Origin of the sequence: Escherichia sp. S10b (assembly GCF_028421345.1) — a bacterium.
Lineage (GTDB): Bacteria > Pseudomonadota > Gammaproteobacteria > Enterobacterales > Enterobacteriaceae > ECMA0423.
Map to the genome: position 1 here is coordinate 55,456 of NZ_JAHZSO010000100.1, position 20,561 is coordinate 76,016.

The 20,561-nt window shown below is 43.8% G+C and carries 15 protein-coding genes; 14 read left to right on the forward strand and 1 reads right to left on the reverse strand.

The annotated features are described in order from the left end of the window. The first annotated feature begins 23 nt into the window (after positions 1 to 23). The 10 genes from FTE26_RS08100 to FTE26_RS08145 all read left to right on the forward strand — a co-directional run bounded on the left by FTE26_RS08100 (position 24) and on the right by FTE26_RS08145 (position 12,647). A complete protein-coding gene (locus FTE26_RS08100; RefSeq protein WP_001195165.1) occupies positions 24 to 734 on the forward strand; it encodes a fimbria/pilus periplasmic chaperone in 711 nt (236 codons plus the stop codon). A gap of 41 nt (positions 735 to 775) precedes the next feature. Next, on the forward strand, positions 776 to 3,427 hold the full coding sequence (locus FTE26_RS08105; protein WP_085674673.1) for a fimbria/pilus outer membrane usher protein: 2,652 nt from the start codon (positions 776 to 778) through the stop codon (positions 3,425 to 3,427). Positions 3,428 to 3,440: 13 nt separating this feature from the next. Continuing rightward, positions 3,441 to 3,971 (forward strand): fimbrial protein, encoded by a 531-nt coding sequence (locus FTE26_RS08110; RefSeq protein WP_000876776.1) that lies wholly within the window; start codon positions 3,441 to 3,443, stop codon positions 3,969 to 3,971. A gap of 12 nt (positions 3,972 to 3,983) precedes the next feature. Beyond that, entirely contained in the window at positions 3,984 to 4,487 is a 504-nt protein-coding gene (locus tag FTE26_RS08115; protein ID WP_000825452.1) for a fimbrial protein, read from the forward strand. A gap of 58 nt (positions 4,488 to 4,545) precedes the next feature. Next, positions 4,546 to 5,460: a fimbrial protein gene (locus FTE26_RS08120; RefSeq protein ID WP_000520671.1), complete on the forward strand. Its 915-nt coding sequence runs from the start codon at positions 4,546 to 4,548 to the stop codon at positions 5,458 to 5,460. A gap of 333 nt (positions 5,461 to 5,793) precedes the next feature. Then, on the forward strand, positions 5,794 to 8,073 hold the full coding sequence (ydeP, locus tag FTE26_RS08125; protein ID WP_000726696.1) for an acid resistance putative oxidoreductase YdeP: 2,280 nt from the start codon (positions 5,794 to 5,796) through the stop codon (positions 8,071 to 8,073). 247 nt (positions 8,074 to 8,320) lie between these two features. Then, a complete protein-coding gene (gene safA, locus FTE26_RS08130; protein WP_000271372.1) occupies positions 8,321 to 8,518 on the forward strand; it encodes a two-component system connector SafA in 198 nt (65 codons plus the stop codon). Between the two features lie 74 nt (positions 8,519 to 8,592). Then, a complete protein-coding gene (gene ydeO / locus FTE26_RS08135; RefSeq protein WP_000060493.1) occupies positions 8,593 to 9,354 on the forward strand; it encodes an acid stress response transcriptional regulator YdeO in 762 nt (253 codons plus the stop codon). A 401-nt stretch (positions 9,355 to 9,755) separates the two neighbouring features. Continuing rightward, on the forward strand, positions 9,756 to 11,438 hold the full coding sequence (locus FTE26_RS08140; RefSeq protein ID WP_001295684.1) for a sulfatase-like hydrolase/transferase: 1,683 nt from the start codon (positions 9,756 to 9,758) through the stop codon (positions 11,436 to 11,438). A gap of 51 nt (positions 11,439 to 11,489) precedes the next feature. Then, a complete protein-coding gene (locus tag FTE26_RS08145; protein WP_001295683.1) occupies positions 11,490 to 12,647 on the forward strand; it encodes an anaerobic sulfatase maturase in 1,158 nt (385 codons plus the stop codon). Here FTE26_RS08145 and FTE26_RS08150 read toward each other — a convergent pair. After that, a complete protein-coding gene (locus FTE26_RS08150; protein ID WP_120795387.1) occupies positions 12,613 to 12,735 on the reverse strand; it encodes a protein YneP in 123 nt (40 codons plus the stop codon). The genes FTE26_RS08145 and FTE26_RS08150 overlap by 35 nt on opposite strands. 202 nt (positions 12,736 to 12,937) lie before the next feature. On the opposite strand from FTE26_RS08150, the gene FTE26_RS08155 reads away from it, so the two are divergent. The 4 genes from FTE26_RS08155 to FTE26_RS08170 form a co-directional block, all read left to right on the forward strand. Then, positions 12,938 to 14,623: an ABC transporter ATP-binding protein/permease gene (locus FTE26_RS08155; protein WP_001296749.1), complete on the forward strand. Its 1,686-nt coding sequence runs from the start codon at positions 12,938 to 12,940 to the stop codon at positions 14,621 to 14,623. A 37-nt stretch (positions 14,624 to 14,660) separates the two neighbouring features. Further along, positions 14,661 to 17,033 carry a TonB-dependent receptor plug domain-containing protein gene (locus tag FTE26_RS08160; RefSeq protein ID WP_000832423.1) on the forward strand — a complete coding sequence of 791 codons (2,373 nt, stop codon included), beginning with the start codon at positions 14,661 to 14,663 and terminating at the stop codon, positions 17,031 to 17,033. A gap of 56 nt (positions 17,034 to 17,089) precedes the next feature. Next, positions 17,090 to 19,873, forward strand: coding sequence for a M16 family metallopeptidase (locus tag FTE26_RS08165; RefSeq protein ID WP_001245007.1), 2,784 nt, complete (start codon positions 17,090 to 17,092; stop codon positions 19,871 to 19,873). 361 nt (positions 19,874 to 20,234) lie between these two features. Beyond that, on the forward strand, positions 20,235 to 20,561 hold a 327-nt coding region (locus FTE26_RS08170), incomplete at its 3' end, for a pyridoxal-dependent decarboxylase (protein ID WP_032201397.1).

Consider the following 20,561-nt stretch of genomic DNA (forward strand, 5'->3'; position numbering starts at 1 on the left):
TTAACACATGGAGAATGCATCAGATGCAAACTACGCGTACCCCCTACTCTATTTCCTTTATGGCGACAGTGTTACTTTTATTGCTCTTTGCTTGCCATAGCACCGTTGCCAACGCAGCTGTCGCACTGGGTGCGACGCGGGTAATTTATCCGGCAAACCAGAAACAGGTTTTATTGCCTGTCACGAATAATGATCCTGCCAGTGTCTATCTCATTCAGTCATGGATAGAAAATGCAGGTGACCAAAAAGACACCCAGTTTGTCATTACCCCACCGCTTTTTTCCATGCAAGGTAAAAAAGAGAATACGCTGCGGATAATCAACGCTACTAATCATCAGTTACCAGGCGACCGTGAAAGCCTGTTCTGGGTGAATGTTAAAGCTATTCCTGCTATGGAAAAAGACCAGAAGAATGAGAATACATTACAGCTGGCAATTATTAGCCGCATAAAAATGTTTTATCGCCCCACGAACCTGGCAATGGCACCTGAAGAAGCGCCAGCAATGCTTCGGTTTCGTCGCAGCGGTAGCAAACTCACTCTTATTAATCCAACGCCCTACTTCATTACCGTAACAAATATGAAAGCAGGAAATAGCAATCTCCCAAACACCATGGTGCCGCCAAAAGGTGAAGTATCGGTGGATATCCCGCATGCTGCAACCGGGGATATCAGTTTTCAGACGATCAATGATTACGGTGCATTAACTCCGCGTATTAAGGCAACCATGCAGTAAGCCAGTGACTTAATTAATAATAAACTCAATCGGAATTAATAATGACAGCCTTTCGTGCCGCATTTAAGGCATATCGTATGCATCAGGTGTTAATACTACCACGCTTTGCACGGCTTACCATTGCCCTTGGCTTAGCAACTGCGGTTTTTCCCGTTGATGCAGAGTATTATTTTAATCCACGGTTTTTAAGCAATGATCTTGCTGAATCTGTCGATTTATCCGCCTTTACTAAGGGACGCGAGGCACCACCTGGTACATATCGGGTCGACATTTATTTGAACGACGAATTTATGACTAGTCGGGATATTACTTTTATTGCAGATGATAATAACGCAGATCTCATCCCATGTCTGAGTACAGACCTTCTTGTCAGTCTTGGCATAAAAAAATCTGCGTTATTAGACAATAAGGAACATTCTGCAGAAAAACATGTGCCGGACAACAGCGCATGCACACCACTTCAGGATCGTTTGGCCGACGCATCAACTGAGTTTGATGTTGGTCAGCAACATTTGTCACTCTCCGTTCCGCAAATTTATATTGGCAGAATGGCTCGCGGCTATGTTTCTCCTGAACTGTGGGAAGAAGGAATAAATGCTGGGCTTCTAAATTATAGTTTTAATGGTAATTCCATTAATAATCGTAGTAACCATAATGCAGGAAAATCCAACTATGCATATTTGAATTTACAGAGTGGCATCAACATTGGTAGTTGGCGACTGCGCGATAACTCAACGTGGAGTTATAACAGTGGGAGTAGCAATTCATCTAACAGCAATAAATGGCAGCATATCAATACGTCGGCTGAACGTGACATTATTCCCTTACGCTCACGGTTAACGGTAGGTGATAGTTATACCGATGGCGATATTTTTGATAGTGTAAACTTTCGTGGCCTCAAAATAAATTCAACAGAAGCGATGTTGCCCGATAGCCAACATGGTTTCGCTCCGGTGATTCATGGTATTGCCCGTGGCACCGCACAAGTGAGTGTAAAACAGAACGGATACGATGTTTATCAGACTACTGTTCCACCCGGCCCTTTTACTATTGATGATATCAACTCTGCCGCCAATGGTGGTGATCTGCAAGTAACCATAAAAGAGGCAGACGGCAGTATTCAGACATTATATGTTCCTTATTCGTCTGTTCCGGTTCTCCAACGTGCTGGATATACGCGTTATGCGCTTGCCATGGGGGAATATCGTAGTGGAAATAACCTGCAAAGCTCCCCCAAGTTCATACAAGGTAGCTTGATGCATGGACTGGAAGGAAACTGGACACCTTATGGCGGAATGCAAATTGCAGAAGATTATCAGGCCTTCAACCTTGGTATTGGTAAAGATTTAGGACTTTTTGGTGCCTTTTCTTTCGATATCACGCAGGCCAATACGACACTTGCAGATGGCACCCGTCACAGCGGGCAATCGGTTAAATCCGTCTACAGCAAATCCTTCTACCAGACAGGAACCAATATCCAGGTCGCAGGATATCGCTATTCTACGCAAGGTTTTTATAACTTATCCGACAGTGCCTACAGTCGAATGAGTGGTTACACCGTCAAGCCTCCTACCGGAGACACCAATGAGCAGACACAATTTATTGATTATTTTAATCTGTTCTACAGTAAGCGTGGTCAGGAACAAATAAGCATCTCTCAGCAGCTTGGAAATTACGGTACGACATTTTTCAGTGCCAGTCGCCAAAGTTACTGGAACACGTCACGCAGCGACCAGCAAATATCATTTGGATTAAATGTGCCGTTTGGTGATATTACGACTTCGCTGAATTACAGCTATTCCAATAATATATGGCAAAACGATCGGGATCATTTACTCGCTTTTACGCTTAATGTTCCCTTCAGTCATTGGATGCGTACAGACAGTCAGTCGGCATTTCGTAATTCAAACGCCAGTTACAGTATGTCAAACGATTTGAAAGGCGGCATGACCAATCTATCGGGGGTTTATGGCACTCTGCTGCCGGATAATAACCTGAATTATAGCGTTCAGGTCGGTAACACCCACGGAGGTAATACATCGTCTGGCACCAGTGGTTACAGTTCTCTTAATTATCGTGGAGCTTACGGTAATACGAATGTCGGTTACAGTCGGAATGGTGACAGCAGCCAGATTTATTACGGAATGAGTGGTGGGATTATTGCTCATGCTGATGGCATCACCTTTGGACAGCCGCTGGGCGACACAATGGTTCTGGTTAAGGCTCCTGGCGCTGATAATGTCAAAATAGAGAACCAGACCGGAATTCATACCGACTGGCGTGGCTATGCCATATTACCATTTGCGACAGAATATAGAGAAAACCGTGTTGCTCTTAACGCGAATTCCCTTGCAGATAATGTTGAACTGGATGAAACCGTGGTCACTGTCATCCCAACTCACGGTGCTATTGCCAGAGCAACATTTAATGCACAAATCGGCGGGAAAGTATTAATGACGTTGAAGTACGGTAATAAGAGCGTTCCATTCGGTGCAATTGTCACACACGGAGAGAATAAAAATGGCAGCATTGTCGCAGAAAACGGTCAGGTTTATCTGACTGGACTTCCACAGTCAGGGAAATTACAGGTTTCATGGGGCAAAGATAAAAACTCAAACTGTATTGTCGAGTACAAGCTTCCTGAAGTTTCTCCTGGTACCTTACTGAACCAGCAGACAGCAATCTGTCGCTAAGGAACAATAGATTATGAAATACAATAACATTATTTTCCTCGGTTTATGTCTGGGGTTAACCACCTATTCTGCTTTATCCGCAGATAGCGTTATTAAAATTAGCGGGCGCGTCCTCGATTATGGCTGCACAGTCTCATCGGATTCGCTTAATTTTACCGTAGATCTCCAAAAAAACAGTGCCAGACAATTTCCAACGACCGGTAGCACAAGTCCAGTCGTCCCTTTTCAGATTACGTTAAGTGAATGCAGCAAAGGGACAACGGGGGTTCGGGTTGCATTTAACGGTATTGAGGATGCAGAAAATAATACTTTGTTGAAACTGGATGAAGGAAGCAATACGGCCTCCGGTTTGGGTATAGAAATATTGGACGCAAATATGCGTCCGGTGAAACTGAATGACCTTCATGCCGGGATGCAGTGGATCCCACTGGTACCAGAACAGAACAATATTTTGCCTTACTCCGCTCGTCTGAAGTCAACTCAGAAGTCCGTCAATCCGGGACTGGTGAGGGCTTCGGCAACCTTTACCCTTGAATTTCAATAATCAGAGTCAGATATGAAAAGACTTCACAAGAGGTTCCTGTTAGCTACGTTTTGCGCGTTATTCACAGCAACTCTCCAGGCCGCCGATGTCACTATCACTGTTAATGGTCGGGTAGTCGCTAAACCCTGCACTATTCAAACCAAAGAAGCTAACGTTAATCTCGGGGATCTTTATACGCGCAATCTGCAACAACCTGGTTCTGCATCTGGCTGGCACAATATTACTTTGTCATTAACCGATTGTCCGGTTGAAACAAGTGCAGTGACGGCAATCGTGACAGGTTCAACTGACAATACGGGTTATTACAAAAATGAAGGTACTGCCGAAAATATTCAGATAGAGCTGAGGGATGACCAGGATGCTGCGTTAAAAAATGGCGATAGCAAAACGGTTATTGTTGATGAGATCACTCGTAATGCACAGTTTCCACTTAAGGCAAGAGCTATCACGGTGAATGGAAACGCAAGCCAGGGAACGATCGAGGCGCTAATCAATGTGATCTACACCTGGCAATAACGTCGATTCGATTTTCTTAGCCTTCTTTTTAAATCAATTTTTAACCTTAGGATATATCATGGGTAAAACAATCAGTATAAAGGTCCTGTTCGGTATTTATCTTCTATTAATGGCAGGCAAAGTTTTTGCCTTCAGTTGTAATGTCGATGGCGGGTCAAGTATTGGAGCAGGTACAACCTCTGTTTATGTTAATCTCGACCCTGTAATACAGCCGGGCCAGAATCTGGTTGTAGACTTGTCTCAGCATATAAGTTGCTGGAATGATTACGGCGGCTGGTACGACACTGATCATATAAACCTGGTACAAGGCTCAGCTTTCGCAGGCTCCCTACAGTCATATAAAGGATCGCTGTACTGGAATAATGTGACCTACCCCTTCCCGTTGACGACAAATACCAACGTATTGGATATTGGTGATAAGACACCGATGCCATTACCGTTAAAACTCTATATTACCCCAGTTGGGGCGGCCGGTGGAGTTGTCATAAAAGCGGGGGAAGTCATTGCTCGTATTCATATGTATAAAATTGCAACATTAGGAAGCGGAAATCCGCGTAATTTTACGTGGAATATTATTTCAAATAACAATGTTGTTATGCCAACAGGCGGCTGCACCGTTGATAGTCGTAATGTCACTGTGGATCTCCCGGACTTTCCTGGAAGCGCAGAAATACCCCTTGGCGTATATTGCTCAAGCGAACAAAAGCTCTCATTTTATCTTTCGGGTGCCACCACTGACAGTAGCCGACAAGTGTTTGCTAACACAGCACCTGATGCAACAAAAGCATCGGGAGTGGGTGTCTCTCTGATGCGTAATGGAAAAATACTGGCTACGGGAGAAAATGTCTCCCTGGGGACAGTAAATAAAAGCAAAGTACCTCTGGGTTTAAGCGCAACCTATGGACAAACAGGAAACAAGGTTGCAGCCGGAACCGTCCAGTCAGTCATTGGTGTCACTTTTATCTATGAATAATTGTGATTTTGATCTTAGTCTATGCGCTCCATTCACGAAAATTGCGCGGATAATTATTTTGTGAAGGCTATTATCCTACACCTGTAAGAAAATCCGCGCACAATTGAAGCCAGAGTCTTATTTTTTATATTGAAAAATATGTTAATTTAAACACTATGAGAGATGATGCTTAACTTATCGTATTTAATCTATTGTTTAACGATAATAGATTAAAAATAGAAAGAGAGTAGTCCCCTACTCTTATATATCCATGTTGGCGATAATCCCTTTGTATGTACTGTGCATCATCGCTATTACAAATCCTAATAATTCATTTCCACACAGGATAAGTAGATGAAGAAAAAAATTGAATCCTACCAGGGTGCTGCAGGTGGTTGGGGTGCTGTTAAATCCGTAGCGAATGCAGTACGTAAGCAGATGGATATACGCCAGGATGTTATTGCCATGTTTGACATGAATAAGCCAGAGGGCTTTGACTGTCCGGGTTGTGCATGGCCAGATCCTAAGCACAGTGCGTCATTCGACATTTGTGAAAACGGCGCAAAAGCAATCGCCTGGGAAGTCACGGATAAGCAGGTAAATGCCTCTTTCTTTGCTGAGAATACGGTTCAATCATTACTTACCTGGGGAGATCACGAGCTTGAGGCTGCGGGACGTCTCACTCAGCCTTTGAAATATGATGCCGTCAGCGACTGTTACAAGCCATTAAGCTGGCAACAAGCTTTCGACGAAATTGGCGCACGCCTTCAAAGCTATAGTGATCCCAATCAGGTTGAATTCTATACTTCGGGCCGCACTTCCAATGAAGCTGCCTTTCTTTATCAGCTTTTTGCCCGTGAATACGGGAGCAATAACTTTCCCGACTGCTCCAACATGTGCCATGAACCGACCAGTGTGGGTTTGGCAGCGAGTATCGGCGTGGGTAAAGGGACTGTGTTGCTGGAAGACTTTGAGAAGTGCGATTTAGTCATTTGCATTGGGCATAACCCTGGTACAAACCACCCTCGCATGCTGACTTCGTTGCGCGCTTTAGTGAAACGGGGAGCGAAAATGATCGCCATCAATCCTCTACAGGAACGTGGCCTGGAGCGATTTACCGCACCGCAAAACCCGTTTGAAATGCTGACGAACTCTGAGACTCAGTTGGCCAGTGCCTACTACAACGTGCGCATTGGTGGCGATATGGCGTTGCTCAAGGGGATGATGCGCCTGTTAATTGAGCGCGATGATGCTGCAAGTGCCGCAGGTCGGCCCTCATTGCTTGATGACGAATTTATTCAAACGCATACCGTCGGCTTTGACGAGCTACGCCGTGACGTTCTCAATTCCGAGTGGAAAGATATCGAACGTATTTCTGGACTAAGTCAGACACAAATCGCCGAACTGGCTGACGCATATGCCGCTGCCGAACGCACCATTATCTGTTACGGAATGGGGATCACTCAGCACGAACATGGTACCCAGAACGTACAGCAACTGGTCAATTTGCTGTTGATGAAAGGTAACATTGGCAAGCCTGGTGCGGGTATCTGCCCACTACGTGGTCACTCTAATGTACAGGGCGACCGAACCGTCGGTATCACCGAGAAACCGTCTGCAGAGTTTCTGGCTCGCCTGGGTGAGCGCTATGGCTTCACCCCACCTCATGCACCTGGACATGCTGCAATTGCCAGCATGCAAGCAATATGTACGGGGCAGGCTCGAGCATTGATCTGCATGGGGGGCAACTTTGCACTGGCAATGCCAGATCGGGAAGCGAGCGCTGTACCGTTAACGCAATTAGATTTGGCGGTACACGTAGCCACTAAGCTTAACCGCTCTCATCTGCTGACCGCACGGCATAGCTATATTCTGCCGGTTCTGGGGCGTAGCGAGATTGATATGCAAAAAAGCGGTGCGCAGGCGGTAACCGTTGAGGATTCAATGTCGATGATTCATGCCTCGCGTGGCGTGTTAAAACCCGCCGGTGTAATGCTGAAATCAGAGTGTGCTGTGGTCGCGGGAATCGCCCAGGCAACACTACCCCAGAGCGTGGTAGCCTGGGAGTATCTGGTGGAAGATTATGATCGCATTCGCAATGACATTGAAGCTGTGCTGCCAGAGTTCGCCGACTATAACCAGCGCATCCGTCATCCCGGTGGTTTTCACCTGATAAATGCAGCTGCTGAAAGGCGCTGGATGACGCCGTCAGGTAAGGCTAATTTCATTACCAGCAAAGGGCTGTTAGAAGATCCCTCTTCAGCGTTTAACAGTAAGCTGGTCATGGCGACAGTACGCAGCCACGATCAGTACAACACGACGATTTATGGTATGGATGATCGCTATCGAGGGGTATTCGGTCAACGAGATGTGGTCTTTATGAGTGCTAAACAAGCTAAAATTTGCCGTGTAAAAAACGGCGAAAGAGTTAATCTTATTGCGCTTACGCCAGACGGTAAGCGCAGCTCACGCCGCATGGATAGATTAAAAGTGGTCATTTACCCTATGGCTGACCGCTCACTGGTGACCTATTTTCCAGAATCGAATCACATGCTAACTCTTGATAACCACGATCCATTAAGTGGCATTCCTGGTTATAAAAGTATTCCGGTTGAATTAGAACCATCAAATTAATTCGCCTCCTCATTTCTTCTGCTGTCATCCGCACAGCAGAAGAATTTCTCATTGACTATTATCGCGCAATTTGCTCACATTGATTAAATTAAACCACACACTATAAGATATAAACCTCTGCCTACAGCTGTAAGAAACTCCGCTCAGTACTGAAGTGCCAGTCCTATTTCCTCTTTTCTCCAGCCTGTTATATTAAGCATACTGATTAACGATTTTTAACGTTATCCGCTAAATAAACATATTTGAAATGTATGCGACCACAGTGAAAAACAAAATCACGCAAAGAGACAACTATAAAGAAATCATGTCTGTAATTGTGGTTGTCTTATTACTGACCCTTACGTTGATAGCCATTTTTTCGGCAATTGATCAGCTGGGTATTTCAGAAATGGGTCGCATTGCAAGAGATCTTACACATTTCATTATCAATAGTTTGCAAGACTGAAAATAAACAGCAAATTATAAATATGAAATGTTAAAAAAGTATCGATAAAAACTTTATTGTTTTAAGGAGATAAAATGTCGCTCGTTTGTTCTGTTATATTTATTCATCATGCCTTCAACGCTAACATTTTAGATAAAGATTACGCCTTCTCTGACGGCGAGATCCTGATGGTAGATAACGCTGTTCGTACGCATTTTGAACCTTATGAGCGGCATTTTAAAGAGATCGGATTTACTGAAAATACCATTAAAAAATATCTACAATGCACTAACATCCAGACAGTGACGGTGCCTGTTCCTGCGAAGTTTTTACGTGCTTCAAATGTACCGACTGGATTGCTTAATGAAATGATTGCTTATCTCAACTCGGAAGAACGCAATCATCATAATTTTTCAGAACTTTTGCTTTTTTCTTGCCTGTCTATTTTTGCCGCATGCAAAGGTTTCATTACACTATTAACTAACGGTGTGCTATCCGTTTCCGGAAAAGTGAGAAATATTGTCAACATGAAGCTGGCGCACCCATGGAAGCTGAAAGATATTTGTGACTGCCTGTACATCAGTGAAAGCCTGTTGAAGAAAAAACTAAAGCAAGAGCAAACGACATTCTCACAGATTCTATTAGATGCCAGAATGCAGCACGCAAAAAATTTGATACGCGTAGAAGGTTCAGTCAATAAAATTGCCGAACAATGTGGTTATGCCAGTACATCTTATTTTATTTATGCGTTCCGCAAACATTTCGGCAACAGTCCGAAGAGAGTTTCTAAGGAGTACCGTTGTCAAAGTCACACGGGTATGAATACGGGCAACACGATGAGTGCTTTAGCTATTTGATTATTTGCTAACGAGTAGTCAACCACGCACGCTACGTAAGAATTATATGGGGCAGCCATTCCCTGCCCCGCGTTGTTTTTAGGCGATATATTTATTGAAATAAATAAGTGACATCCATCACATATTTATGCACTTGCATAACCTGTTGCATGATTATTTATGATCTCAATTCGGCATTTTGTCAGTAAAATGCAATAATTTATTAAATATCAATAAATTAGTTGTTTATCGGCGAGAAATTACTTAATAGAACAGAAAGTAATGTCAACGCTTTATGGACTGTTATTTCCCTTTTTTTAGCTAAATCTGCTATCTCTTTATGTGACTAACTTCACTTACATCCACTTATTTCTCTTCGTAAAATTACTTCGGAATTAAGTACAATAAGAAGAGGAACATTTATGAAGTCTGCATTAAAGAAAAGTGTCGTAAGTACCTCGATATCTTTGATACTGGCATCTGGTATGGCTGCATTTGCTGCTCATGCGGCAGATGATGTAAAGCTGAAAGCAACCAAAACAAACGTTGCTTTCTCAGACTTTACGCCGACTGAATACAGTACCAAAGGAAAGCCAAATATTATCGTACTAACCATGGATGATCTTGGTTATGGACAACTTCCTTTTGATAAGGGATCTTTTGACCCAAAAACAATGGAAAATCGTGAAGTTGTCGATACCTACAAAATAGGGATAGATAAAGCCATTGAAGCTGCACAAAAATCAACGCCGACGCTCCTTTCATTAATGGATGAAGGCGTACGGTTTACTAACGGCTATGTGGCACACGGTGTTTCCGGCCCCTCCCGTGCCGCAATAATGACCGGTCGAGCTCCCGCCCGCTTTGGTGTCTATTCCAATACCGATGCTCAGGATGGTATTCCGCTAACAGAAACTTTCTTGCCTGAATTATTCCAGAATCATGGTTATTACACTGCAGCAGTAGGTAAATGGCACTTGTCAAAAATCAGTAATGTGCCGGTACCGGAAGATAAACAAACGCGTGACTATCATGACAACTTCACCACATTTTCTGCGGAAGAATGGCAACCTCAAAACCGTGGCTTTGATTACTTTATGGGATTCCACGCTGCAGGAACGGCATATTACAACTCCCCTTCACTGTTCAAAAATCGTGAACGTGTCCCCGCAAAAGGTTATATCAGCGATCAGTTAACCGATGAGGCAATTGGCGTTGTTGATCGTGCCAAAACACTTGACCAGCCTTTTATGCTTTACCTGGCTTATAATGCTCCGCACCTGCCAAATGATAATCCTGCACCGGATCAATATCAGAAGCAATTTAATACCGGTAGTCAAACAGCAGATAACTACTACGCTTCCGTTTATTCTGTTGATCAGGGTGTAAAACGCATTCTCGAACAACTGAAGAAAAACGGACAGTATGACAATACAATTATTCTCTTTACCTCCGATAATGGTGCGGTTATCGATGGTCCTCTGCCGCTGAACGGGGCGCAAAAAGGCTATAAGAGTCAGACCTATCCTGGCGGTACTCACACCCCAATGTTTATGTGGTGGAAAGGAAAACTTCAACCCGGTAATTATGACAAGCTGATTTCCGCAATGGATTTCTACCCGACAGCTCTTGATGCAGCCGATATCAGCATTCCAAAAGACCTTAAGCTGGATGGCGTTTCCTTGCTGCCCTGGTTGCAAGATAAGAAACAAGGCGAGCCACATAAAAATCTGACCTGGATAACCTCTTATTCTCACTGGTTTGACGAGGAAAATATTCCATTCTGGGATAATTACCACAAATTTGTTCGCCATCAGTCAGACGATTACCCGCATAACCCCAACACTGAGGACTTAAGCCAATTCTCTTATACGGTGAGAAATAACGATTATTCGCTTGTCTATACAGTAGAAAACAATCAGTTAGGTCTCTACAAACTGACGGATCTACAGCAAAAAGATAACCTTGCCGCCGCCAATCCGCAGGTCGTTAAAGAGATGCAAGGCGTGGTAAGAGAGTTTATCGACAGCAGCCAGCCACCGCTTAGCGAAGTAAATCAGGAGAAGTTTAACAATATCAAGAAAGCACTAAGCGAAGCGAAATAACTAAACCTTCATGCGGCGGAATTTTCCGCCGCCTTATTGAGCGAGATAGCGATGCACGTTACAGCCAAGCCCTCCAGTTTTCAATGTAATCTCAAATGTGATTACTGTTTTTACCTTGAAAAAGAGTCGCAGTTTACTCATGAAAAATGGATGGATGACAGCACTCTGAAAGAGTTCATCAAACAATATATCGCAGCGTCTGGCAATCAGGTCTATTTTACCTGGCAAGGCGGTGAACCCACTCTGGCTGGCCTGGATTTTTTCCGTAAAGTTATTCACTATCAACAACGCTATGCAGGCCAAAAACGTATTTTTAATGCATTACAAACGAATGGCATTTTATTGAATAATGAATGGTGTGCTTTTCTCAAAGAACATGAGTTTCTGGTTGGTATCTCGATCGATGGCCCCCAGGAGCTACATGACCGTTACAGACGCAGTAATTCAGGTAACGGTACTTTTGCAAAAGTGATAGCAGCCATCGAGCGTCTGAAATCATATCAAGTTGAGTTTAATACGTTAACCGTCATTAATAACGTTAATGTCCATTACCCTCTTGAGGTTTATCATTTTTTAAAATCTATCGGAAGTAAACATATGCAATTTATCGAATTGCTCGAAACCGGGACGCCGAATATTGATTTCAGTGGTCATAGTGAGAACACATTCCGTATCATTGATTTTTCTGTGCCTCCCACGGCTTATGGCAAGTTTATGTCAACCATTTTTATGCAATGGGTTAAAAACGATGTGGGTGAAATTTTCATCCGTCAGTTTGAAAGCTTTGTCAGCCGTTTTTTAGGGAATGGGCATACCAGTTGTATTTTCCAGGAGTCCTGCAAGGATAATCTGGTTGTTGAAAGTAATGGAGATATTTATGAATGCGACCATTTTGTCTATCCACAGTACAAAATTGGAAACATTAATAAATCTGAACTCAAAACGATGAACAGTGTACAACTGACAGCGCAAAAAAAACGGATTTCAGCGAAATGTCTGAAATGTGCATATAAACCTATCTGCAATGGCGGTTGTCCTAAGCATCGTATTACTAAAGTAAACAATGAGACTGTTTCTTATTTTTGCGAAGGTTATAAAATCCTTTTTTCAACCATGGTACCTTATATGAACGCCATGGTGGAGTTAGCTAAGAACAGAGTACCGCTTTACCACATTATGGATGTTGCAAAACAAATGGAGAATAATTAATAACGCTCTCTTTTAACTCCATTCTTAGCCTCCTTCTTATGACCTTAACAAGGCACCCGACATAAATTCCTGTCGGGTGTTTCGTCATCATCATCTTCCCTTGCGAAAATCCTGGCTTACGTGGTATGCATCAGGGCATTAGCAATATCCTTGATTATCAATAGCATAACCATAACCACTGAAAATGAAATATTCCTTTATATTTCATATTGTTAAATGATACTTAAATAAATTTCATCAGTAAATCATTGCCATAGATAATCATTGGATGGCACAATCAATTTTCGCTAATGATAACCATTCCCATTACGTTTTGTATGTTGATAGCAAAGTATCTCTGTCTGTTGAAGCCCTTTTGGCTGCGTAAGAATAATAAAACTTCAGTGCTGTTAATCATTATTATCCTCGCCATGATCCTTGGCGTGGTTAAAATTCAGGTCTGGTTAAACGACTGGAATAATGATTTTTTCAATGCGCTAAGCCAGAAAGAAACCGATAAGCTTTGGCAGCTTGTCCTTTGGTTCCCTGCCCTGCTGGGGATCTTTGTATTAATATCCGTGAACAAAACATGGTTAATTAAACTGCTGACTATTCGCTGGCGCGAATGGTTAACAGATTACTACCTTAATCGCTGGTTTGCAGATAAAAACTACTACTTCACGCAGATCTACGGCGAGCATAAAAATACAGATAACCCTGACCAACGTATCGCTGAAGACATTCTCTTACTAATCAGCAAAACGCTCAGTCTTTCATTTGGCTTCATCCAGTCACTTAGCATGCTGATCACCTTTACCGTTATTCTTTGGCAAAGCGCGGGTACGCTCTCATTCACTGTTGGTGGAACAGAATGGAATATCCAGGGGTATATGGTCTATACCGTTGTGCTCATTGTGATCGGTGGAACTTTATTTACCCATAAGGTTGGTAAGCGTATTCGTCCGCTTAATGTGGAAAAACAACGTAGCGAAGCGACATTTCGAACTAATCTTGTGCAGCATAATAAGCAGGCAGAACTGATTGCGCTAAGCAATGCTGAGTCTCTACAACGCCAGGAGTTGAGCGACAATTTTCATACCATTAAAGAGAACTGGCATCGTTTAATGAATCGTCAGCGGTGGCTTGATTACTGGCAAAATATTTATTCGCGCTCGCTTAGCGTTCTTCCCTACTTTCTGTTATTGCCGCAGTTTATTAGCGGGCAGATCAATCTGGGCGGACTAATGAAATCGCGCCAGGCATTTATGCTGGTATCGAACAATTTAAGCTGGTTTATTTATAAATATGACGAACTTGCTGAGCTGGCTGCGGTTATCGATCGCTTGTATGAGTTCCATCAACTCACTGAACAGCGCCCTACGAATAAGCCTAAAAATTGCCAACATGCGGTACAAGTGGCTAATGCGAGTATTCGTACGCCTGATAATAAGATCATATTAGAGAACTTGAACTTTCATGTTTCGCCAGGCAAATGGCTATTACTGAAAGGCTACTCTGGTGCGGGAAAAACCACACTGCTTAAAACATTATCCCACTGCTGGCCGTGGTTTAAAGGTGATATTTCTTCTCCTGCTGACAGTTGGTATGTGTCACAAACACCGTTAATCAAAAGCGGCTTACTGAAAGAGATTATTTGTAAAGCACTTCCCCTGCCCGTAGACGATAAATCGTTGAGCGAAGTACTGCATCAGGTTGGTCTGGGGAAATTGGCTGCGCGTATTCATGAGCACGATCGCTGGGGAGATATTCTTTCCAGCGGCGAAAAACAACGTATCGCCCTGGCACGATTAATTTTACGACGTCCGAAATGGATATTTCTTGACGAAACTACCTCTCATCTTGAGGAACAAGAGGCTATACGCTTACTGCGTTTAGTGCGTGAAAAACTACCCACAAGCGGCGTCATTATGGTTACACATCAACCCGGTGTCTGGAACCTGGCTGATGATATTTGTGACATTAGCACGGTTTTATAACAACAATAAAAGCCCTGCTGTACGGAGATATAAATAAATGAAGCGAGTTCTTATTCCTGGCGTCATTTTATGTGGCGCTGATGTGGCGCAGGCCGTCGATGACAAAAACATGTACATGCATTTTTTTGAAGAGATGACGGTCTATGCTCCTGTCCCTGTACCCGTAAACGGCAACACGCATTACACCAGTGAAAGCATCGAGCGTTTACCGACCGGGAATGGCAATATCAGCGATCTGCTGAGAACCAACCCTGCGGTACGCATGGATTCAACGCAAAGTACCTCGTTGAACCAGGGAGATATTCGCCCTGAGAAAATCTCTATTCACGGTGCGTCGCCCTACCAGAATGCCTATTTGATTGACGGTATTAGTGCAACTAATAACCTGAACCCAGCGAATGAGTCCGATGCCAGTAGTGCAACCAATATTAGCGGGATGTCACAGGGGTATTATCTTGATGTCAGCTTACTGGACAATGTGACGCTTTATGACAGTTTTGTGCCGGTTGAATTTGGTCGCTTCAATGGCGGGGTAATTGATGCAAAGATCAAACGCTTCAACGCTGATGATAGCAAGGTTAAATTGGGTTATCGCACTACGCGTTCGGACTGGTTAACATCGCATATCGATGAGAATAACAAGAGCGCATTTAAACAAGGCTCTTCAGGAAGTACTTATTACTCCCCAGATTTTAAAAAGAACTTTTATACCTTGTCGTTTAATCAGGAACTCGCTGATAACTTCGGCGTTACCGCCGGTTTATCGCGCCGCCAGTCTGATATCACCCGCGCGGATTATGTTTCGAATGACGGCATTGTCGCCGGTCGGGCACAGTATAAAAACGTTATCGATACTGCATTGAGCAAATTTACCTGGTTTGCCAGCGACCGCTTTACCCACGATTTAACCTTAAAATATACCGGCTCCAGCCGTGATTATAATACCAGCACCTTCCCGCAGTCTGATCGCGAAATGGGTAATAAATCCTACGGTCTGGCATGGGATATGGATACGCAGCTCGCATGGGCCAAACTGCGTACCACCGTTGGTTGGGATCATATTAGTGATTATACCCGTCACGATCATGACATCTGGTACACCGAACTTTCATGTACATATGGTGATATTACAGGGCGTTGCACCCGTGGCGGATTAGGACACATTTCCCAGGCTGTAGATAATTACACCTTCAAAACACGCCTGGACTGGCAAAAATTCGCCGTGGGTAATGTTTCGCATCAACCCTACTTCGGCGCGGAATACATCTATTCCGATGCGTGGACTGAACGCCATAACCAGTCTGAATCCTATGTGATTAATGCTGCAGGAAAGAAAACTAACCATACCATTTACCATAAAGGTAAAGGCAGCCTGGGAATTGACAACTACACGCTGTATATGGCGGATCACATTAGCTGGCGGAATGTGTCGTTAATGCCCGGTGTGCGTTACGACTATGACAACTATCTGTCAAACCACAATATCTCCCCGCGCTTTATGACGGAATGGGATATTTTTGCTAATCAAACCTCAATGATTACCGCCGGTTATAACCGTTACTATGGCGGGAATATTCTTGATATGGGATTACGTGATATCCGCAATAGCTGGACGGAATCGGTATCAGGTAATAAAACCCTGACGCGTTATCAGAATTTGAAAACGCCTTATAACGATGAACTGGCAATGGGATTGCAGCAAAAAATCGGTAAGAACGTTATTGCACGCGCAAACTATGTTTACCGTGAAGCGCATGATCAAATCAGCAAAAGCAGTCGTACCGACAGCGCGACTAAAACCACCATTACTGAATATAACAACGATGGCAAAACCAAAACGCATTCGTTCAGCCTCAGTTTTGAACTGGCCGAACCCCTGCATATCCGCCAGGTAGATATTAACCCACAAATTGTCTTTAGCTATATCAAGAGCAAGGGCAACTTGTCGTTAAACAATGGTTATGAGGAGAGCAATACCGGTGATAACCAGGTGGTTTATAACGGTAATCTGGTCTCTTACGATAGCGTTCCAGTGGCAGATTTTAATAACCCATTAAAGATCTCCTTAAACATGGATTTCACGCATCAACCGAGCGGGTTAGTGTGGGCGAATACGCTGGCCTGGCAAGAAGCGCGTAAAGCTCGCATTATCCTTGGTAAGACAAATGCGCAATACATCAGCGAATATTCAGATTACAAGCAGTATGTTGACGAAAAACTGGATAGCAGCCTGACCTGGGACACCCGCTTGTCCTGGACGCCACAATTTCTGAAACAACAAAACCTGACGATCAGTGCCGATATTCTCAATGTACTGGATAGCAAAACCGCTGTTGATACAACGAACACCGGTGTGGCGACCTACGCCAGTGGCCGTACTTTCTGGCTTGATGTCAGCATGAAATTTTAATAGTTCGGATTTTACTTAACCGGGTAAATTCGCCCGGTTTTCGCATGGAGATAATTATGAGAAACCTCTGTTTCTTACTGACGTTAGTGGCAACTCTGTTGCTCCCCGGGCGGCTGATTGCCGCCGCCTTACCGCAGGATGAAAAGTTAATTACCGGGCAACTGGGCAATGGCTTGCGATATATGATTTATCCGCATGCTCATCCAAAGGATCAGGTAAATTTATGGCTGCAAATTCATACCGGTTCATTGCAGGAAGAAGACAATGAGCGCGGCGTGGCTCATTTTGTAGAACATATGATGTTTAACGGCACAAAAACATGGCCGGGTAATAAAGTCATCGAAACATTTGAGTCAATGGGCCTGCGTTTTGGTCGCGATGTTAATGCCTATACCAGCTATGACGAAACGGTGTATCAGGTGAGTTTGCCGACTACGCAGAAACAAAATCTGCAACAAGTGATGGCAATCTTCAGTGAATGGAGTAATGCCGCAACCTTTGAAAAACTCGAAGTAGACGCTGAACGTGGCGTAATTACTGAGGAATGGCGTGCCCATCAGGATGCGAAATGGCGCACCTCTCAGGCGCGCCGCCCTTTCCTGCTGGCTAATACCCGTAATTTAGACCGTGAACCTATCGGCCTGATGGATACTGTCGCCACGGTCACACCGGCACAATTGCGCCAATTTTATCAACGCTGGTATCAACCAAATAATATGACCTTTATCGTGGTCGGCGATATCGACAGTAAAGAAGCGCTGGCGCTGATAAAGGATAATTTAAGTAAGCTTCCGGCTAACAAAGCAGCTGAAAATCGCGTCTGGCCGACAAAAGCCGAAAACCACCTGCGCTTTAATATCATTAATGATAAAGAAAACCGGGTGAACGGCATCGCACTCTATTATCGCCTGCCAATGGTACAAGTGAACGATGAGCAAAGCTTTATCGAACAAGCTGAATGGAGCATGTTAGTTCAGCTGTTCAATCAACGTCTGCAGGAACGCATACAGTCGGGCGAGTTGAAGACTATTTCTGGCGGCACTGCGCGCAGCGTTAAAATTGCACCCGATTATCAGTCGCTGTTTTTCCGTGTAAATGCACGAGACGATAATATGCAGGATGCTGCGAATGCATTAATGGCAGAGTTGGCAACCATTGATCAGCATGGTTTTTCTGCTGAAGAACTCGATGATGTCAAATCTACCCGCCTCACCTGGCTGAAAAATGCGGTTGATCAGCAAGCTGAACGTGATTTACGTATGCTGACCAGTCGCCTGGCATCCAGCTCATTAAATAATACGCCGTTCTTGTCGCCGGAAGAGACATATCAACTTTCGAAACGTCTGTGGCAGCAAATTACCGTGCAAAGTCTGGCGGAAAAATGGCAGCAGTTAAGAAAGAACCAGGACGCATTTTGGGAGCAAATGGTAAACAATGAGCTTGCCGCCAAAAAAGCATTGTCTCCTGCGGCTATCCTGGCGCTGGAAAAAGAGTACGCCAACAAAAAGCTGGCGGCTTACATCTTCCCAGGCAGAAATTTATCGTTAACAGTAGACGCTGACCCACAGGCGGAAATTAGCAGCAAAGAAACGCTGGCTGAGAATCTGACATCATTAACACTTTCCAATGGTGCCAGGGTTATTCTGGCAAAATCCGCGGGTGAAGAGCAAAAGCTACAAATTACTGCCGTATCGAATAAAGGCGATTTAAGTTTCCCTGCGCAGCAAAAATCACTTATCGCGCTGGCAAATAAAGCAGTAAGCGGAAGCGGCGTTGGTGAGCTCTCCTCTTCCAGCCTGAAACGCTGGAGTGCGGAAAATTCGGTAACCATGAGCAGTAAAGTCAGTGGCATGAATACGTTGCTCTCCGTTAGCGCGCGGACTAATAACCCTGAACCTGGTTTTCAGTTGATTAACCAGCGAATCACCCACAGCACGATTAACGACAATATTTGGGCATCGCTACAAAATGCTCAAATTCAGGCGTTGAAAACGCTCGACCAGCGTCCAGCGGAGAAATTCGCCCAGCAGATGTATGAGACGCGCTATGCTGATGACCGCACGAAATTACTGCAAGAAAATCAGATTGTACAGTTTACTGCCGCAGATGCGCTGGCTGCCGATCGCCAGTTGTTTTCATCTCCAGCGGATATCACGTTTGTCATTGTCGGTAATGTCTCAGAAGACAAACTCGTGGCGTTAATTACGCGTTACTTAGGATCAATCAAACACTCTGATTCGCCATTAGCCGCAGGTAAACCATTAACTCGCGCGACGGACAACGCATCGGTTACTGTAAAAGAACAAAATGAACCTGTGGCACAGTTTTCACAGTGGAAGCGTTATGATTCCCGGACACCTGTTAATCTGGCGACGCGTATGGCGCTCGATGCTTTTAACGTCGCACTGGCAAAAGATCTACGTGTTAATATTCGTGAACAGGCATCTGGAGCATACAGCGTTTCTTCTCGCCTCTCGGTTGATCCTCAGGCCAAAGATATCAGTCATTTGCTGGCTTTTACTTGTCAACCAGAACGACATGATGAACTGTTAACGTTAGCGAATGAAGTGATGGTTAAGCGTCTGGCTAAAGGGATCAGTGAGCAAGAACTGAATGAATACCAGCAAAACGTTCAGCGCAGCCTCGATATCCAACAGCGTAGCGTTCAACAATTAGCGAACACTATTGTAAATAGTCTTATTCAATATGACGATCCTGCAGCATGGACTGAGCAGGAGCAATTGTTGAAACAAATGACGGTAGAGAATGTTAACACTGCCGTTAAACAATATCTTTCTCATCCGGTAAATACTTATACCGGAGTATTATTGCCAAAATAATAACAGCCCCGTCAACACATCGTTGGCGGGGATTTTAGCAATATTCGCTATTTTTATGTAATAATTTTATAAATGCGTTCAAAATAATAATCAAGTACTAATAGTGATATTTTAAGGTCTGATTTTTACGTGATAATTCAGGAGACACAGAATGCGCATAAAAATAACAGCATAAAACACCTTACCACCACCCAATAATTTCATATTGCATTGTTTTTCAATGAAAAAATATTATTCGCGTAATATCTCACGATAAATAACATTAGGATTTTGTTATTTAAACACGAGTCCTTTGCACTTGCTTACTTTATCGATAAATCCTACTTTTTTAATGCGATCCAATCATTTTAAGGAGTTTAAAATGGATAAGAAGCAAGTAACGGATTTAAGGTCGGAACTACTCGATTCACGTTTTGGTGCGAAGTCTATTTCCACTATCGCAGAATCAAAACGTTTTCCGCTGCACGAAATGCGCGACGATGTCGCATTCCAGATTATCAATGACGAATTATATCTTGATGGCAACGCTCGTCAGAACCTGGCCACTTTCTGCCAGACCTGGGACGACGAAAATGTCCACAAATTGATGGATTTATCCATTAACAAAAACTGGATCGACAAAGAAGAATATCCGCAATCCGCAGCCATCGACCTGCGTTGCGTAAATATGGTTGCCGATCTGTGGCAT

Coding starts and splice junctions, on each gene's coding strand:
- FTE26_RS08100 (WP_001195165.1), top strand. CDS start 24: ATGCAAACTACGCGTACCCCCTACTCTATTTCCTTTATGGCGACAGTG.
- FTE26_RS08105 (WP_085674673.1), top strand. CDS start 776: ATGACAGCCTTTCGTGCCGCATTTAAGGCATATCGTATGCATCAGGTG.
- FTE26_RS08110 (WP_000876776.1), top strand. CDS start 3,441: ATGAAATACAATAACATTATTTTCCTCGGTTTATGTCTGGGGTTAACC.
- FTE26_RS08115 (WP_000825452.1), top strand. CDS start 3,984: ATGAAAAGACTTCACAAGAGGTTCCTGTTAGCTACGTTTTGCGCGTTA.
- FTE26_RS08120 (WP_000520671.1), top strand. CDS start 4,546: ATGGGTAAAACAATCAGTATAAAGGTCCTGTTCGGTATTTATCTTCTA.
- ydeP (WP_000726696.1), top strand. CDS start 5,794: ATGAAGAAAAAAATTGAATCCTACCAGGGTGCTGCAGGTGGTTGGGGT.
- safA (WP_000271372.1), top strand. CDS start 8,321: ATGTATGCGACCACAGTGAAAAACAAAATCACGCAAAGAGACAACTAT.
- ydeO (WP_000060493.1), top strand. CDS start 8,593: ATGTCGCTCGTTTGTTCTGTTATATTTATTCATCATGCCTTCAACGCT.
- FTE26_RS08140 (WP_001295684.1), top strand. CDS start 9,756: ATGAAGTCTGCATTAAAGAAAAGTGTCGTAAGTACCTCGATATCTTTG.
- FTE26_RS08145 (WP_001295683.1), top strand. CDS start 11,490: ATGCACGTTACAGCCAAGCCCTCCAGTTTTCAATGTAATCTCAAATGT.
- FTE26_RS08150 (WP_120795387.1), bottom strand. CDS start 12,735: ATGACGAAACACCCGACAGGAATTTATGTCGGGTGCCTTGTTAAGGTC.
- FTE26_RS08155 (WP_001296749.1), top strand. CDS start 12,938: ATGATAACCATTCCCATTACGTTTTGTATGTTGATAGCAAAGTATCTC.
- FTE26_RS08160 (WP_000832423.1), top strand. CDS start 14,661: ATGAAGCGAGTTCTTATTCCTGGCGTCATTTTATGTGGCGCTGATGTG.
- FTE26_RS08165 (WP_001245007.1), top strand. CDS start 17,090: ATGAGAAACCTCTGTTTCTTACTGACGTTAGTGGCAACTCTGTTGCTC.